We start from the raw sequence: 16,100 nt of genomic DNA, 5'->3' as shown, positions 1-16,100 counted from the left end.
AATGGAATCGGTTACAGAATTTTCATAAAAAGTGTGAGGCGCATTAAATTTTTCGATCCGTCTTCAGCCTTCAATCGGATCGACGTCCAGAACCCACTTCACTTTTCGCGCTTCCGGCAGGGTATTAATCAGCGCCAGCGTGCCGCTGACGATCTGCTGTAAACGGATACGCGAAGGGTGCTGAAGTAAGAGTTGCCAGCGGAAACGGCCGCCGCGTTTCGGGGCGAGCGCGGGTACCGGGCCTAAAATCCACAGCTGATTATCCACCAGTGGGCTGGCCTGCAGGAGATTTCTCAGCTGTTGCAGGAATAGCGGCGCCTGCTGGTTGTTATGATCTTCCGCACGGATGATGACGTGGCTGGTCCACGGAGGAAGCTGCATCGTCTGACGTTCGGCCAGCGCCTGGTCCGCGAAGGCGTCATAGCCTTTGTGCAGCAGCGTTTGCAGCAGCGGGTGCTCAGGATGGTGCGTTTGCAGCACTACTTCGCCCTGCTTACCCGCTCGACCGGCGCGACCAGCAACCTGGGTATAAAGCTGTGCGAAACGCTCGGCGGAGCGAAAATCCGCGGAGAACAGCGCGCCGTCGACGTCCAGCAGGGCGACCAGCGTCACGTCCGGGAAGTGATGCCCTTTCGCCAGCATTTGAGTGCCAATCAGTATGCGCGCGCCGCCGCGATGCACTTCCGCCAGCTGCTGCTCCAGTGCCCCTTTGCGGCTGGTGGTGTCCCTGTCGATACGCGAAATGGGCACATCAGGGAAGAACGGCGCCAGCGCCTGTTCGAGCTGCTCCGTCCCCAGACCCACCGGCACGATGTGCGTTGAGCCGCAGGACGGGCACTGACGGGGTACCGGACGCTGGCTGTCGCAGTGGTGGCAGCGTAAATGGCGCTGAGCCTGGTGGAAGGTGTAGTAGTGATCGCAGCGCGGGCACTCGGCAATCCAGCCGCAGTCGTGGCACAGCAACGCAGGCGCGAAGCCGCGGCGGTTCAGGAACAGGATCACCTGGTTGCCCGCCTGCAAATGTTGGCGCATGCGGTTAATCAGCGCAGGCGCTAACCCGGCCTGCACCTGCTGGCCTTTCAGATCCAGCACATGCTGAATGGCCGGACGGGCATTTCCCGCGCGGCGCGTCAGGCGCAGCATGTGGTATTTACGCTGGCGAACGTTGTGCAGCGTTTCAAGCGCGGGGGTGGCGGACCCCAGAATAATGGGGATTTGCTCGCTGTGGGCGCGGTACACGGCTAAGTCGCGGGCGTGATAGCGCCAGCCTTCCTGCTGTTTATAGGAGCTGTCATGCTCTTCATCGATCACGATAACGCCGAGATTTTTAAACGGCGTAAAGAGTGAGGAACGGGTGCCAATCACAATCGCCGCTTCGCCGTTTTTCGCTTTCAGCCAGGCGCTGAGGCGCTCGCTGTCGTTCAGGCCGGAGTGCAGAACCTCAACGGGCGCATTAAAGCGTTCACGGAAACGGGCGATGGTTTGCGGCGTCAGGCCGATTTCCGGCACCATTACCAGCGCCTGTTTGCCCTGCGCGAGCACATTTTCCAGTACGCTCAGATACACTTCGGTTTTACCGGAGCCGGTGACGCCCGCCAGCAGCCAGGCGGAGAAACGATCGGCGGCGCTGTGAATCGCGCCCACGGCGGTGGCCTGCTCGGTATTCAGACGCAGGCGATCGCCCGAGACGGAAAAGCCGTCGCGCCAGTCGTGAAGGGCAGGTGCTTCGCTGGCCAGCTCGCTCAGCCCTTTCTTCCTTAATGCCTGCAACGCGGTTTCGCTCACCTCGAGCTCGTCGACCTGATGGCGCCAGATTTTCCCCTGGCGTAGCGCGGCCAATGCCTGCTGTTGTTTTTGCGAGCGCTTCAGGCTGTTAATGTCGACCGCCTGACCCTGCTCGGTGGCAAACCAGTACCACATTGGCGCATGGCTGGCGCGCTTACCCTGACGCAGCATAATCGGCAGGGCGTGGAACAATACGTCGCCAATAGGATGGTGATAATAATCTGCCGCCCACAACAGCAGTCGCCAGGTGCTTTGAGAGTAAACAGGTTCATCATCCAGCCCTTCAACGATCGATTTCAGCTCGGTAAGCGGCAGCTCGCTTTTATCGCTGACGGAGACGACGATCCCCACGCGCTGCTGTTTACCGAACGGCACGGTCACGCGACAGCCCGCTTTGGCGCTCATGCTGTCGGGCAGCAGGTAGTCAAAGGTGCGGGGAAGCGGAACGGGCAGGGCAACGTGAGCGACGGGCATCGAATCTTCCTGACTTGAAAAGTGGCGCGTTAGTATACACATTAGTGAAAGCGGCGTGCGGATCAGTTTGCATACGTTGGTTAAATTCTGTATGATTCGCCGCCTTTGGTGTACTTTACGCCAAAGAACTTACATTCAACATCGCGTGGTGTCTGGCGTTAGGGCTGGAAGAGCGACGCGGCCTTAACTGAGGTTCTCCCATGAAAAAAGATATTCACCCGAAATACGAAATGATTACTGCAAACTGCTCTTGCGGTAACTCTATCCAGATCCGCTCTACCGTGGGTCACGATCTGAACCTGGACGTGTGCGGCAAATGCCACCCGTTCTACACTGGTAAGCAGCGTGATGTTGCAACCGGTGGCCGTGTTGACCGCTTCAACAAGCGTTTCAGCATCCCGGGCGCTAAATAAGTTTCCCGAAAAAAAGGCACCGCAAGGTGCCTTTTTTGTATCCGCTTATCAGTATTCCCACGTATCCGGGTCGATACCCAGTTCACGCATGATCACCTTCGCCTCTTCTGGAATTTCGTCACTGCGCTCTTTGCGCAGATCGTCATCGTTCGGCAACGGTTGGCCGGTAAACGCATGCAGGAACGCTTCGCACAGCAGTTCGCTGTTAGTGGCGTGACGCAGGTTGTTCACCTGACGACGCGTACGTTCATCGGTGAGGATCTTCAACACCTTCAGAGGAATGGACACCGTGATTTTCTTGACTTGCTCACTCTTCTTACCGTGCTCAGCGTATGGGCTGATATATTCGCCGCTCCATTCAGCCATGAGATACCTTTAATCCTCTCAGTCATTAATCTAAAGGTGCAAAACCGGTAACCATCAGTTTTGAACCGTAATCTTGCGTAGTTTACCGTAGAGACGATACCGAGGCACGGATATTGCCGCTGTAGCGTGTCCTAAAGCATATAATTTTAACGGCTATTTGCGCATTGCTCAATCTATACGCAAAGAAGTTTAGATGTCCAGATGTATTGACGTCCATACTTTCAATGTTTACTCTGGTGCCTGACTTTTCACCTCATTCGCCAGGAAGCCTCACCATGACGCGTAAACAGGCCACCATCGCAGTGCGTAGCGGATTGAATGATGACGAGCAGTACGGCTGCGTTGTCCCGCCAATTCATCTCTCCAGCACCTATAATTTCACCGGATTTAATGAACCTCGCGCGCATGACTACTCGCGTCGCGGCAATCCTACGCGTGACGTTACCCAGCGCGCGCTGGCGGAACTGGAAGGCGGCGCAGGGGCGGTATTAACCAATACCGGCATGTCTGCCATTCACCTGGTAACCACGGTGTTCCTGAAACCTGGCGATCTGCTGGTGGCGCCGCACGACTGCTACGGCGGCAGCTATCGTCTGTTTGATAGCCTGGCGAAACGTGGCTGCTACCGCGTGTTGTTTGTCGATCAAAACGACGAACAGGCGCTGAAACAGGCGTTAGCCGAACAGCCGAAGCTGGTTCTGGTGGAAAGTCCAAGCAATCCATTGTTGCGCGTAGTCGATATTGCGAAAATTTGTCAGCTCGCAAGGGATGCGGGAGCGATAAGTGTAGTGGATAATACGTTCCTCAGTCCGGCCCTTCAGAACCCACTGGCACTGGGTGCCGATCTGGTGTTGCATTCATGCACGAAATATCTGAACGGCCATTCTGACGTGGTAGCGGGTGTGGTGATTGCCAAAGATCCTGATGTTGTCACTGAACTGGCATGGTGGGCCAATAACATTGGCGTCACCGCGGGCGCGTTCGACAGCTATTTGCTGCTGCGCGGCATCCGCACGCTGTCACCGCGTATGGACGTCGCGCAGCGTAATGCCCAGGCGATCGTGGATTTCCTGAAAACCCAGCCGCTGGTGAAGAAGCTTTATCACCCGTCGCTGCCGGAAAACCAGGGGCACGAGATTGCCGCGCGCCAACAGAAAGGATTTGGCGCGATGTTAAGTTTTGAACTGGACGGTGACGAGCAAACGCTGCGTCGCTTCCTGAGCGGGTTGTCATTGTTTACGCTGGCGGAATCCTTAGGGGGAGTAGAAAGCTTGATCTCCCACGCCGCAACCATGACGCACGCAGGTATGGCACCCGAAGCACGTGCCGCCGCCGGGATTTCCGAGACGCTGCTGCGTATCTCGACCGGTATTGAAGATTCTGAAGATTTAATTGCCGATCTGGAAAATGGCTTCCGGGTCGCAGCCAAGGGGTAATCATGAGTGTGATAGCGCAGGCAGGGGCGAAGGGTCGTCAGCTGCACAAGTTTGGTGGTAGTAGTCTTGCTGATGTGAAATGTTATCTGCGTGTCGCAGGGATCATGACCGAGTATTCACAGCCGGGGGACATGATGGTTGTCTCTGCGGCGGGCAGCACCACCAACCAGCTGATTAGCTGGCTGAAACTGAGCCAGACCGATCGCCTCTCTGCGCATCAGGTGCAACAGTCCTTACGTCGTTACCAGAGTGAACTGATTGCCGGTTTGCTGCCTGCAGACGTGGCGGACGGACTGATAAGCGCCTTTACTCACGACCTTGAGCGTCTGGCAGCTCTGCTGGACAGCGGCATTACCGATGCGGTGTATGCGGAAGTGGTTGGCCATGGTGAAGTGTGGTCTGCACGCCTGATGGCCGCCGTGCTGCAACATCTTGGCGTGGAAGCCGCCTGGCTCGACGCGCGTGATTTCCTGCGTGCCGAACGCGCCGCACAGCCGCAGGTGGACGAAGGGTTGTCCTACCCGCTGCTGCAACAGCTGCTGGTGCAACATCCGGGTAAACGTATTGTGGTGACCGGCTTTATCAGTCGCAGCAACGCAGGTGAAACCGTACTGCTGGGCCGTAACGGCTCTGACTACTCGGCAACGCAGATTGGCGCCCTGGCGGGCGTGTCCCGCGTCACCATCTGGAGCGACGTGGCCGGTGTCTACAGCGCGGACCCGCGCAAAGTAAAAGATGCCTGCCTGCTGCCGCTGCTGCGTCTCGACGAAGCGAGCGAGCTGGCGCGTCTGGCGGCACCAGTGCTGCACGCGCGCACGCTACAGCCGGTTTCCGGCAGCGACATCGACCTGCAACTACGCTGTAGCTACACGCCGGATCAGGGTTCCACTCGCATCGAGCGCGTGCTGGCATCCGGTACGGGCGCGCGCATTGTCACCAGCCACGATGACATCTGCCTGATTGAGTTCCAGGTGCCTGCGGGCCAGGATTTCAAACTGGCGCACAAAGATATCGACACCATCCTGAAACGTGCCCAGGTGCGTCCGCTGGCCGTTGGCGTGCATAACGATCGCCAGCTGTTGCAGTTCTGCTATACCGCTGAAGTGGTGGACAGCGCCCTGAAGATTCTGGATGAAGCGGGACTGCCGGGCGAGCTTCGCCTGCGTCAGGGACTGGCGCTGGTGGCAATGGTGGGCGCGGGCGTCACCCGTAACCCGCTGCACTGCCACCGCTTCTGGCAGCAGCTGAAAGGGCAGCCGGTGGAGTTCACCTGGCAGTCGGAAGAGGGCATCAGCCTGGTTGCCGTTCTGCGCAAGGGGCCAACCGAAAGCCTGATTCAGGGCCTGCACACCTCCCTGTTCCGCGCGGAAAAACGCATCGGCCTGGTACTGTTCGGGAAAGGGAACATCGGTTCCCGCTGGCTTGAGTTGTTCGCCCGCGAGCAGGTGACGCTTTCGGCGCGTACCGGATTTGAGTTTATTCTGGCAGGCGTGGTGGACAGCCGCCGCAGCCTGTTGAACTACGAAGGGCTGGACGCCAGTCGGGCGCTGGCCTTCTTTAACGATGAAGCGGTTGAGCAGGACGAAGAGTCGCTGTTCCTGTGGATGCGCGCGCACCCGTACGACGATCTGGTGGTGCTGGACGTTACCGCCAGCGAGCAACTGGCCGATCAGTATCTGGATTTTGCCAGCCACGGGTTCCACGTCATCAGCGCCAACAAGCTGGCAGGCGCGAGCAGCACTGATAAATATCGCCAGATCCACGACGCGTTCGAAAAAACGGGTCGTCACTGGCTGTATAACGCCACCGTTGGCGCAGGTCTGCCGGTTAACCATACCGTGCGCGATCTGATTGATAGCGGCGACAGCATTCTGGCGCTGAGCGGGATCTTCTCCGGCACGCTCTCCTGGCTGTTCCTGCAATTTGACGGTACCGTGCCGTTCACCGACCTGGTGGATCAGGCGTGGCAGCAGGGCTTAACCGAGCCGGATCCGCGCGTTGACCTTGCCGGTAAAGACGTGATGCGCAAGCTGGTGATCCTGGCGCGTGAAGCGGGCTACGACATTGAGCCGGGTCAGGTTCGCGTTGAGTCTCTGGTGCCTGCGGGCTGCGAGGAAGGATCTGTCGATCACTTCTTTGAGAACGGCGACGAGCTGAACGAGCAGATGGTGCAACGTCTGGAAGCGGCAAACGAGATGGGCCTGGTGCTGCGTTACGTGGCGCGCTTCGAGGCGAACGGTAAAGCGCGCGTGGGCGTGGAGGCGGTACGTCCTGAACATCCGCTGGCGGCGCTGCTGCCGTGCGATAACGTCTTCGCCATCGAAAGCCGCTGGTACCGCGATAACCCGCTGGTGATCCGTGGCCCGGGTGCGGGGCGCGATGTGACCGCCGGAGCCATTCAGTCCGACATTAATCGCCTGGCTAAGCTACTGTAACCCCTCACCCTAACCCTCTCCCCTTAGGGGAGAGGGGACTGCTCGGTGCGGTCTTTCCCCCCTCGCCCCTTTGGGGAGAGGGCTGGGGGTGAGGGGCCTTCTCACCCCCATCATGAACGCCCTTCATCTTCCCTGAACAAACCTCACCGTTAATGTTGATTATTTCTGTTGACGTCATCCCGCTTTTCCGTCATTTTTACATCTGGACGTCTAAACGTATAGAAGTTCACAACACAACAAACAATGACACGCGAAAGATAGAGGTAAGGTATGAGCTTTTTTCACGCCAACCAGCGGGAAGCCCTGAATCAGAGCCTGGCCGAAGTAAACGGCCAGATTAACGTCTCTTTTGAATTTTTCCCGCCGCGCACCAGTGAAATGGAGCAAACCCTGTGGAGCTCTATCGATCGCCTGAGCAGCCTGAAGCCGAAGTTCGTCTCCGTAACCTACGGCGCCAACTCCGGTGAGCGTGACCGCACGCACAGCATCATTAAGGGCATTAAAGACCGAACCGGTCTGGAAGCGGCACCGCACCTCACCTGTATCGACGCCACTCCTGATGAACTGCGCGCGATTGCTCAGGACTACTGGAACAACGGCATTCGTCATATCGTTGCCCTGCGCGGCGACCTGCCGCCGGGGAGCGGTAAGCCGGACATGTACGCCACCGATCTGGTTGCCCTGCTGAAAGACGTTGCTGACTTTGATATTTCCGTTGCCGCTTACCCGGAAGTTCACCCGGAAGCGAAAAGCGCCCAGGCGGATCTGCTTAACCTGAAGCGTAAGGTGGACGCAGGTGCCAATCGCGCCATTACTCAGTTCTTCTTTGATGTGGAAAGCTATTTACGCTTTCGCGACCGCTGCGTCTCGGCGGGTATTGATGTCGAAATCATCCCTGGCATTCTGCCGGTCTCGAACTTCAAACAGGCGAAGAAATTCGCGGATATGACCAACGTGCGCATTCCGCTGTGGATGTCCAAAATGTACGAAGGTTTGGACGATGACCCGGAAACACGCAAGCTGGTGGGGGCCAATATCGCGATGGATATGGTGAAGATTTTAAGCCGTGAAGGGGTGAAGGATTTCCACTTCTATACGCTTAACCGCGCGGAGATGAGTTACGCCATTTGCCATACGCTGGGTGTCCGCCCGGCGTTATAAAGTAAAAAACCCTCATAAAGTGAGGGTTTTTTACTCGAACAGAAAGTTAAAAGGTATTAGCTATCGAATCTGTGGATTAATTCAACTATCTCTTATCGCTAGTGGTGTATATCGTAACGGTAACACTGTAAAGGGAGCATAGCGATGAGCATGTCAGACGAGACCAATAACGCGGCATCCGCCGGCAAATGTCCGTTCCACCAGGGCGGCGTCGATCACAGCGCGGGTGCAGGTACCGGCAGCAAAGAGTGGTGGCCTAAACAACTCCGCATCGATTTACTTAATCAACACTCCAGCCGTTCAAACCCTCTGGGTGAAGACTTCGACTACCGCAAAGAATTCAGTAAGCTCGACTATTCCGCCCTTAAGGGCGATCTCAAAGCACTGTTAACCGACTCACAACCGTGGTGGCCTGCCGACTGGGGCAGCTATGCGGGCCTGTTTATCCGTATGGCCTGGCACGGTGCGGGTACCTATCGCTCCGTTGATGGTCGCGGCGGTGCCGGTCGCGGTCAGCAGCGTTTTGCGCCGCTGAACTCCTGGCCTGACAACGTCAGCCTGGATAAGGCTCGCCGTCTGCTGTGGCCAATTAAGCAAAAATACGGACAAAAAATCTCCTGGGCCGACCTGTTTATCCTCGCGGGTAACGTGGCGCTGGAGAACTCCGGCTTCCGCACCTTTGGTTTCGGTGCCGGGCGTGAAGACGTCTGGGAACCGGATCTGGACGTGAACTGGGGCGATGAAAAAGCCTGGCTGACTCACCGTGACCCGGAAGCGCTGGCGAAGCGCCCGCTGGCCGCCACAGAAATGGGCCTGATTTACGTTAACCCGGAAGGGCCAAACGCCAGTGGTGAACCGCTGTCTGCGGCGGCGGCGATCCGCGCTACCTTTGGCAACATGGGCATGAATGACGAAGAGACCGTTGCGCTTATTGCAGGCGGCCATACGCTCGGTAAAACGCACGGTGCAGGCGAAGCCACGCACGTGGGCACTGACCCTGAAGCGTCGCCTATTGAAGCGCAGGGCCTGGGCTGGGCCAGCACGCACGGCACCGGTATTGGCGCTGACGCCATCACCTCCGGGCTGGAAGTTATCTGGTCTCAAACCCCAACCCAGTGGAGCAACTATTTCTTCGAGAACCTGTTCAAATACGAATGGGTGCAGACGCGTAGCCCGGCGGGCGCAATTCAGTTTGAAGCCGTGGATGCGCCGGAAATTATGCCTGACCCGTTCGACCCGTCGAAAAAACGCAAGCCAACCATGCTGGTCACCGACCTGACGCTGCGTTTTGATCCGGAATTCGAGAAAATTTCCCGTCGTTTCCTGAACGATCCGCAGGCCTTCAACGAAGCCTTTGCGCGCGCGTGGTTCAAGCTGACCCACCGCGATATGGGGCCAAAAGCGCGGTACATCGGCCCGGAAGTACCGAAAGAAGATCTGATTTGGCAGGATCCGCTGCCTCAGCCGGTGTTCCATCCGACGCAGGAAGATATTGAAAGCCTGAAAGCGGAAATCGCGGCCTCGGGTCTCTCCGTGAGCGAGCTGGTTTCCGTGGCCTGGGCGTCGGCATCGACCTTCCGCGGCGGCGACAAGCGTGGCGGCGCTAACGGCGCGCGTCTGGCGCTGGCACCTCAGCGCGACTGGGACGTTAACGCCGCGGCGGTGCGGGCATTACCGGCTCTGGAAGCGATCCAGCGCACCACCAACAAAGCTTCACTGGCCGATATCATTGTGCTGGCGGGTGTCGTGGGCGTTGAGCAGGCGGCGAAAGCGGCAGGCGTTTACGTCAACGTACCGTTCACTCCAGGTCGTGTGGATGCGCGTCAGGATCAGACGGATATCGAGATGTTTAACCTGCTCGAACCGATTGCCGACGGTTTCCGTAACTATCGCGCGCAGGTGGATGTGTCCACCACGGAGTCGCTGCTGATCGACAAAGCCCAGCAGTTGACCCTGACCGCGCCGGAACTGACGGTGTTGATCGGCGGTTTGCGCGTACTGGGTGCAAACTTCGATGGCAGCAAGAATGGCGTGTTTACTAACCGCGAGGGCGTGCTGAGCAACGACTTCTTCGTCAATCTGCTGGATATGAACACCCAGTGGAAAGCGACCGACGACTCAAACGAGCTGTTTGCCGGTAGCGATCGCGCCAGCGGGGAAGTGAAATATACCGCCACCCGCGCCGATCTGGTCTTTGGTTCCAACGCTGTCCTCCGCGCGCTGGCCGAAGTTTACGCCAGCAGCGATGCACAAGAGAAGTTCGTCCGCGACTTCGTTGCCGCATGGGCGCGAGTGATGGATTTGGATCGGTTTGACGTGAAGTAACCCTTGTGCCGGGTGGCGGCTACGCCTTACCCGGCCTACAAATTAAAGTGCCATGTAGGCCGGGTAAGCGCAGCGCCACCCGGCTTTTCTATTACTCCCACTCCTGCAAGAATCGCTGTCCATACTGGTCCGCCACCAGCAGCGCCGCATAGACCTGATCCGGCGTTACGCCGCCAGGCATGTTGTGAATGGTTTCCCCTTCGGCACAGGACGCCTCCGCGATCAGCCGCATTTTAGCCGGAATATCCTCTTTGATATTCAGCTGCGCCAGCGTAATTGGCAGCCCGACGCTATGGCACAGCCCCGCAACGGTTTCGATTTCTTCTACCGGCGCGTTCTCCAGTACCAGTTGCGTCAGCGTACCAAATGCCACTTTTTCACCGTGGTAGAAATGGTGCGCATCCGGCACCGCCGTCATGCCATTGTGAATGGCGTGTGCCGCCGCCAGCCCGCCACTTTCAAAGCCCACGCCGCTCAGATAGGTGTTGGCTTCAATAATGCGTTCCAGAGCAGGCGTCACCACGTGTTGTTCCGCCGCCAGCATCGCTTTCTCGCCCTCTTCAACCAGCGTGTTGTAGCACAGCTCAGCCAGCGCTAACGCTGCCTGCGTGCACTTGCCACCCGCCATGGTCGTGGCGCCGCTACGCGAACAGGCGCGCGCTTCAAACCAGGTTGCCAGGGCATCGCCAATCCCGGCGGCCAGCAGGCGCGCAGGTGCGCCCGCCACCACCCTGGTATCGACAATCACCATGTTCGGGTTGTGCGGCAGCATCAGGTAGCGATCGAACTCGCCGCTGTCGGTATAAATCACGGAAAGGGCACTGCACGGCGCATCGGTGGAGGCAATGGTCGGGGCAATAGCCACCGGCACGTCCATAAAGTGCGCCAGCGCTTTGGCGGTATCCAGCGTTTTTCCGCCCCCGATACCCAGCACCGCCAGGCAGTCGGTACTGTCGGCCAGTTTTTTCAGGCGATCGATTTCATTTTGCGTACATTCGCCGCCAAACGGTGCAATTTCGGCATGGAGTCCGGCTTTTTTAAAACTCTGACGCAGGGTTTCTTCGGCAAAACCCAGCACAAATTTATCGCCTACCACCAGCCAGCGAGCCGCCAGCGGCTTCAGGTAGTCGCCGAGACGAGTGAGAACATCAGCGCCCTGGATGTACTTCCCCGGCGATTGAATGATACGGTCCATAACATATCTCCCTTAGAGGTTGAGGTTACCAAACGCGTTTTTCCAGTCCTGCTCGAACTTCTCTATGGCTGACTCTACCGCTGGCGTGCCGAGCATTTGTTGCGCTACGTCTAAGGGAAGCGTAATTGCCTCACATCCTGCCAACAGGCAATCCAGCGCCTGGCGCGGCGTTTTAAAGCTGGCAGCCAGCACCATGCTCTCTGGCGCATGCTGTTCCAGCAGGGATTGCAGTTCCTGTACCGTGCGAATGCCGTCACCGCCCTGCGCATCGACGCGGTTTACATACGGTGCGACATATTTCGCTCCTGCCAGCGCGGCCAGTAACCCCTGAGCGGCGCTGTAAACGGCGGTTCCCAGCGTGGTAATTCCCTCTTTCTTCAGCGCTTTAATCGCGATGAGCCCCTGTGCAGTGACGGGAATTTTTACCACGATGTCCGGCAGGGCATTGTTCAGCCGTTTTGCTTCCGCCACCATTCCTTCGGCGTCGCGGCTCATGGTTTGGGCAAACAGCCTGCCCTCCGGGCCGATAGCATGCTGCAGGCGCGGCAACACCTCCCAGACAGATTCGCCGCTGGCGGCTACGATGCTTGGGTTGGTGGTCACGCCCGCAATGGGAAAAATGCGCGCCAGGCGTTCAACTTCTGCCACGTTGGCGGTATCCAGGTACAGTTCCATTATTTTTCCTTAAGTCAGAAAGGTTGAATAAAGGATACGGCGCACCCAGTCGCGGCGAATACAGGTCAATTTTGCCAAATACTGGATAAATGTAATGTCCCTGGCGAAGTGAGAGAGCGATCACAATGCTACTTTTTGGCGATCAGCTGGCTGTGATACTGGCGTCGATATTCGGAAGGGGAACGTTCAGTGTGCTTGCGAAAGAGACGGCAAAAGTAGTTACTGTCCGTAAATCCGCAGCTTGCAGCGATATCTTTGATTTTAAACTCGTAGCCTTTAAGAAGCTGACGCGCGTGCTCGAGGCGTGTTTGCGTAAGATATTCGTTGAACCCCACGCTGCCTGTTTTTTGAAAAAGATGAGAAAGGTAGTTCGGTGAAATATAAAACGCCTGCGCCACCGATTCACGGGTCAGTGCAGAGGCGTGATGTTCTTCGATGTAGTGACGAATCGCTTCAAATAATGCACGGCTGCGGCTGGCGGTATGGATATCGCTGCCCAGCAGATCGCGACAGTGGCTGAGCAAACTTAATACCACCAGTCTGGCCGTTTCCCGATCGTCTGGCTGCATTTGCAATTCAGCGAGCGTCTGCAAAAGGAATGCGCCCACTCGCGGCCCGCGTCTGGCAACCTGTTGCTGTTGCAAAAGCGTGTTGTCGCGCTCGAGCTGAAGAGTCAGTTGTTGCTTGCCGAAGCTGATGTTGAGCGAAAAGGCGGGTTGAAGCGGAATATTACCGGATGAAAAAAATAACGCTTCGCAGGCCGTATCAAAGCTAAGCACGAGGCAAGGTGACGTTCGGGGGAGCGGTTTAGCCGAAGGGGGGAAATGCACCTGACGCAGCGGCAAGGTGCCGTTGATCAGGTCATTCAGGATGTGGGGGATATCGTGGTGCATGGTGTGGATACCAGGGTATTGCCCGGCGACGCTGGCGCTTGCCGGGCCTACGAAAAGCCTATTGTAGGCCGGGTAAGCGTAAGCGCCACCCGGCAAAACCGATCAACCGGTGTTACGCATCCCCGCCGCAACGCCCGCAATCGTCACCATCAGCGCCTGTTCAACGCGCGGATCCGGCTCTTTACCTTCCTCTTCCGCCAGACGCGAACGGTGCAGCAGTTCAGCCTGTAAAACGTTCAGCGGGTCGGTGTAGATGTTACGCAGTTGGATAGACTCGGCGATCCACGGCAGGTCTTCCATCAGGTGGGAGTCGTTAGCGATATCCAGCACCACTTTGATGTCGCCTTCCAGCAGCTCGCGTAGCTCTTTACCCAGCGCCCACAGCTCGGGTTTCACCAGACGCTGATCGTAGTATTCCGCCAGCCACAGGTCGGCTTTCGAGAAGACCATCTCCAGCATGCCCAGACGGGTAGAGAAGAATGGCCAGTCGCGGCACATGGTTTCCAGTTCGCTCTGCTTACCGTCTTCCACCACTTTTTGCAGCGCCGCACCGGCACCCAGCCAGGCTGGCAGCATCAGACGGTTTTGCGTCCAGGCAAAGATCCACGGAATGGCGCGCAGGGATTCAACGCCGCCAGTAGGACGACGCTTGGCCGGGCGCGAGCCGAGCGGCAGTTTACCCAGCTCCTGCTCAGGCGTGGCTGAGCGGAAGTAAGGCACAAAGTCTTTGTTTTCACGCACGTAGCCGCGATACAGATCGCAGGAGATGTCAGACAGCTCGTCCATAATCCGGCACCAGGATTCTTTTGGCTCCGGCGGCGGCAGCAGGTTGGCTTCCAGGATCGCACTGGTATAGAGCGACAGGCTGCTGATGGTCACTTCCGGCAGGCCGTACTTGAAGCGGATCATCTCGCCCTGCTCGGTCACGCGCAGTCCGCCTTTCAGGCTTCCTGGTGGTTGGGAGAGCAGCGCCGCGTGTGCAGGCGCACCGCCACGACCAATTGAACCGCCGCGTCCGTGGAACAGGGTCAGTTCAATACCGGCTTTTTCGCAGGTTTTAATTAGCGCATCCTGCGCCTGATACTGCGCCCAGGAGGCTGCCATCACGCCCGCATCTTTCGCGGAGTCGGAATAGCCAATCATCACCATCTGCTTGCCCTGAATAAAGCCGCGATACCAGTCGATGTTCAGCAACTGGGTCATCACGTCGTTGGCGTTGTTCAGGTCGTCGAGAGTCTCAAACAGCGGTGCTACCGGCAGAGCGTAGTCGATGCCCGCTTCTTTCAGCAGAAGGTGAACGCCCAGCACGTCGGACGGGGTCTTCGCCATGGAGATCACATAGGCGGCCACCGATCCTTTCGGCGCATCCACGATCGCTTTACAGGTGTTGAGCACTTCGCGGGTGTCATTGCTTGGCTCCCAATTGCGCGGCAGCAGCGGGCGCTTGGAGTTCAGCTCGCGGATCAGGAACGCCTGTTTGTCGGCTTCGGACCAGCTTTCATAGTCGCCAATGCCGAGATAACGGGTCAGCTCGCCCAGCGCTTCGGTATGACGGGTGCTTTCCTGACGGACGTCGATACGCACCAGCGGCACGCCGAAACACTTCACGCGGCGCAGAGTGTCGAGCAGTTCGCCATTGGCAATGATGCCCATCCCGCAGGCCTGAAGCGATTTATAACAGGCGTACAGCGGTTCCCAGAGCTGTTCGTTCTGGCTCAGCAGACCTTCCGGCTTCGGCAGGCGCTGGCCTTTCAGGCGCGCTTCCAGCCAGGCCTGCGTGGCCATCAGCTGACCGCGCAGTTTTTTCATCAGGAAACGGTACGGCTCACTGGCACCTTCTTCACCGGCCAGCGCGCGCAGTTCCGGCGTCGCTTCTACCATCGACAGCTCGGAGATCAGCACCTGAATATCTTTCAGGAACAGGTCGGTTGCTTTCCAGCGGCTCAACAACAGGACGTGACGGGTGATTTCCGCCGTCACGTTCGGGTTGCCGTCGCGGTCGCCGCCCATCCAGGAAGTGAAGCGAACCGGCACAAAGTCGACCGGCAGGCGATAGCCCAGATTTTCTTCCAGCTGTTCGTTAAGCTCGCGCAGGTAGTTTGGCACCCCTTCCCACAGGCTGTTTTCCACCACCGCAAAGCCCCATTTTGCTTCGTCGACCGGGCTTGGGCGATGCTTACGAATTTCATCGGTGTGCCAGGACTGAGCAATCAGCTGGCGCAGGCGGCGCATAAGCTGGTTACGTTCGTAGTCGGCAATGTCTTTGTTATCCAACTGCTTCAGACAGTTGTTCACTTCCACCATTTTGTGGATCAGCGTACGACGTGTGATTTCGGTTGGGTGTGCGGTCAGCACCAGCTCCAGCGAAAGGGATTCCACCGCTTTTTTGATGGTCGCTTCGTTGAGGTTGGGCTGGTCTTTGAGTTTACGAAGGGTGCGGGCAATGACTTCCGGGTTGCTGGCCGCTTCGCCTTTTGGCGAAATGCTGTGGTATTGCTCAGCGGTGTTTGCCAGGTTCAGAAACTGGCTGAAGGCGCGGGCAACGGGCAGTAGCTCATCATTAGAGAGGTTCTGCAAGGTGGTGAGCAGCTCCTGACGATTGGCCTCGTTACCGGCGCGGGAAGATTTGGACAGCTTGCGGATGGTTTCAACACGGTCGAGGATGTTCTCCCCCAACGCATCTTTGATGGTATCTCCAAGCACTTTGCCGAGCATACTGACATTACTACGCAACGCGGAATATTGTTCGTTCATAAAAACCCAGTCACCCCATCATTTTTGTTTATGCCCAGGCGAAAATTTTCTGGACATTATTTTGTCATCTCCCTTTATAAAGCCACGTAAAACCCCCGTCGTCAATTGCTGCGAAAACGGTTCAGCAGATGAATAAATGCGGGCAATTTACGAAATTTAATTCGTATTGCGTCAGATAAGAGATGCTT

Annotated in this window: 11 protein-coding genes; 5 read left to right on the top strand and 6 right to left on the bottom strand. The window is 57.5% G+C overall.

The window, feature by feature from the left end; translation table 11 throughout:
* Positions 1 to 63: 63 nt before the first annotated feature.
* A complete protein-coding gene (gene priA, locus ACQG1K_RS21950; protein ID WP_367076156.1) occupies positions 64 to 2,259 on the bottom strand; it encodes a primosomal protein N' in 2,196 nt (731 codons plus the stop codon).
* Between the two features lie 200 nt (positions 2,260 to 2,459).
* Between priA and rpmE the strand changes: the two genes are divergently transcribed.
* Complete coding sequence (rpmE, locus tag ACQG1K_RS21945) at positions 2,460 to 2,672, top strand: 50S ribosomal protein L31 (RefSeq protein ID WP_003862040.1); 213 nt, start codon at positions 2,460 to 2,462, stop codon at positions 2,670 to 2,672.
* Between the two features lie 48 nt (positions 2,673 to 2,720).
* Here rpmE and metJ read toward each other — a convergent pair whose 3' ends face one another.
* Positions 2,721 to 3,038: a met regulon transcriptional regulator MetJ gene (metJ, locus tag ACQG1K_RS21940; protein ID WP_006179183.1), complete on the bottom strand. Its 318-nt coding sequence runs from the start codon at positions 3,036 to 3,038 to the stop codon at positions 2,721 to 2,723.
* A 275-nt stretch (positions 3,039 to 3,313) separates the two neighbouring features.
* Here metJ and metB point away from each other — a divergent pair, with 275 nt between their 5' ends.
* From metB to katG, 4 genes are all read left to right on the top strand, one after another.
* Positions 3,314 to 4,474 (top strand): cystathionine gamma-synthase, encoded by a 1,161-nt coding sequence (metB, locus tag ACQG1K_RS21935; protein WP_017383102.1) that lies wholly within the window; start codon positions 3,314 to 3,316, stop codon positions 4,472 to 4,474.
* 2 nt (positions 4,475 to 4,476) lie between these two features.
* Complete coding sequence (locus tag ACQG1K_RS21930; RefSeq protein ID WP_023298896.1) at positions 4,477 to 6,909, top strand: bifunctional aspartate kinase/homoserine dehydrogenase II; 2,433 nt, start codon at positions 4,477 to 4,479, stop codon at positions 6,907 to 6,909.
* Between the two features lie 270 nt (positions 6,910 to 7,179).
* Positions 7,180 to 8,070, top strand: a complete 891-nt coding sequence (gene metF, locus ACQG1K_RS21925) for a methylenetetrahydrofolate reductase (RefSeq protein ID WP_022649792.1) — start codon at positions 7,180 to 7,182, stop codon at positions 8,068 to 8,070.
* A 144-nt stretch (positions 8,071 to 8,214) separates the two neighbouring features.
* Complete coding sequence (gene katG / locus ACQG1K_RS21920) at positions 8,215 to 10,395, top strand: catalase/peroxidase HPI (protein WP_023298895.1); 2,181 nt, start codon at positions 8,215 to 8,217, stop codon at positions 10,393 to 10,395.
* Between the two features lie 91 nt (positions 10,396 to 10,486).
* Here the strand turns inward: katG and gldA are convergent, their stop codons facing one another.
* The 4 genes from gldA to ppc form a co-directional block, all read right to left on the bottom strand.
* Positions 10,487 to 11,590, bottom strand: coding sequence for a bifunctional L-1,2-propanediol dehydrogenase/glycerol dehydrogenase (gene gldA, locus ACQG1K_RS21915; RefSeq protein ID WP_155025722.1), 1,104 nt, complete (start codon positions 11,588 to 11,590; stop codon positions 10,487 to 10,489).
* Positions 11,591 to 11,602: 12 nt separating this feature from the next.
* The gene (fsa, locus tag ACQG1K_RS21910; protein WP_058646047.1) at positions 11,603 to 12,265 is read right to left on the bottom strand and encodes a fructose-6-phosphate aldolase; all 663 of its coding nucleotides are present in this window, start codon (positions 12,263 to 12,265) and stop codon (positions 11,603 to 11,605) included.
* A gap of 128 nt (positions 12,266 to 12,393) precedes the next feature.
* Entirely contained in the window at positions 12,394 to 13,158 is a 765-nt protein-coding gene (locus ACQG1K_RS21905; RefSeq protein ID WP_023298892.1) for a helix-turn-helix transcriptional regulator, read from the bottom strand.
* Between the two features lie 102 nt (positions 13,159 to 13,260).
* Positions 13,261 to 15,912 carry a phosphoenolpyruvate carboxylase gene (ppc, locus tag ACQG1K_RS21900; RefSeq protein ID WP_022649787.1) on the bottom strand — a complete coding sequence of 884 codons (2,652 nt, stop codon included), beginning with the start codon at positions 15,910 to 15,912 and terminating at the stop codon, positions 13,261 to 13,263.
* Positions 15,913 to 16,100: the final 188 nt, after the last annotated feature.

The sequence above is a fragment of the Enterobacter cloacae complex sp. 402C9 genome (assembly GCF_050030745.1).
GTDB classification, from domain to species: domain Bacteria; phylum Pseudomonadota; class Gammaproteobacteria; order Enterobacterales; family Enterobacteriaceae; genus Enterobacter; species Enterobacter intestinihominis.
The sequence above is the reverse complement of the archived record's forward strand: the minus strand, read 5'-3'. Positions and strand labels throughout refer to the sequence as shown.

Bases quoted from the DNA above. Each gene is read 5' to 3' on its own strand.
- rpmE (WP_003862040.1), top strand. From the start codon at position 2,460: ATGAAAAAAGATATTCACCCGAAATACGAAATGATTACTGCAAACTGC.
- priA (WP_367076156.1), bottom strand. From the start codon at position 2,259: ATGCCCGTCGCTCACGTTGCCCTGCCCGTTCCGCTTCCCCGCACCTTT.
- ACQG1K_RS21905 (WP_023298892.1), bottom strand. From the start codon at position 13,158: ATGCACCACGATATCCCCCACATCCTGAATGACCTGATCAACGGCACC.
- fsa (WP_058646047.1), bottom strand. From the start codon at position 12,265: ATGGAACTGTACCTGGATACCGCCAACGTGGCAGAAGTTGAACGCCTG.
- metJ (WP_006179183.1), bottom strand. From the start codon at position 3,038: ATGGCTGAATGGAGCGGCGAATATATCAGCCCATACGCTGAGCACGGT.
- metF (WP_022649792.1), top strand. From the start codon at position 7,180: ATGAGCTTTTTTCACGCCAACCAGCGGGAAGCCCTGAATCAGAGCCTG.
- ppc (WP_022649787.1), bottom strand. From the start codon at position 15,912: ATGAACGAACAATATTCCGCGTTGCGTAGTAATGTCAGTATGCTCGGC.
- gldA (WP_155025722.1), bottom strand. From the start codon at position 11,590: ATGGACCGTATCATTCAATCGCCGGGGAAGTACATCCAGGGCGCTGAT.
- katG (WP_023298895.1), top strand. From the start codon at position 8,215: ATGAGCATGTCAGACGAGACCAATAACGCGGCATCCGCCGGCAAATGT.
- ACQG1K_RS21930 (WP_023298896.1), top strand. From the start codon at position 4,477: ATGAGTGTGATAGCGCAGGCAGGGGCGAAGGGTCGTCAGCTGCACAAG.
- metB (WP_017383102.1), top strand. From the start codon at position 3,314: ATGACGCGTAAACAGGCCACCATCGCAGTGCGTAGCGGATTGAATGAT.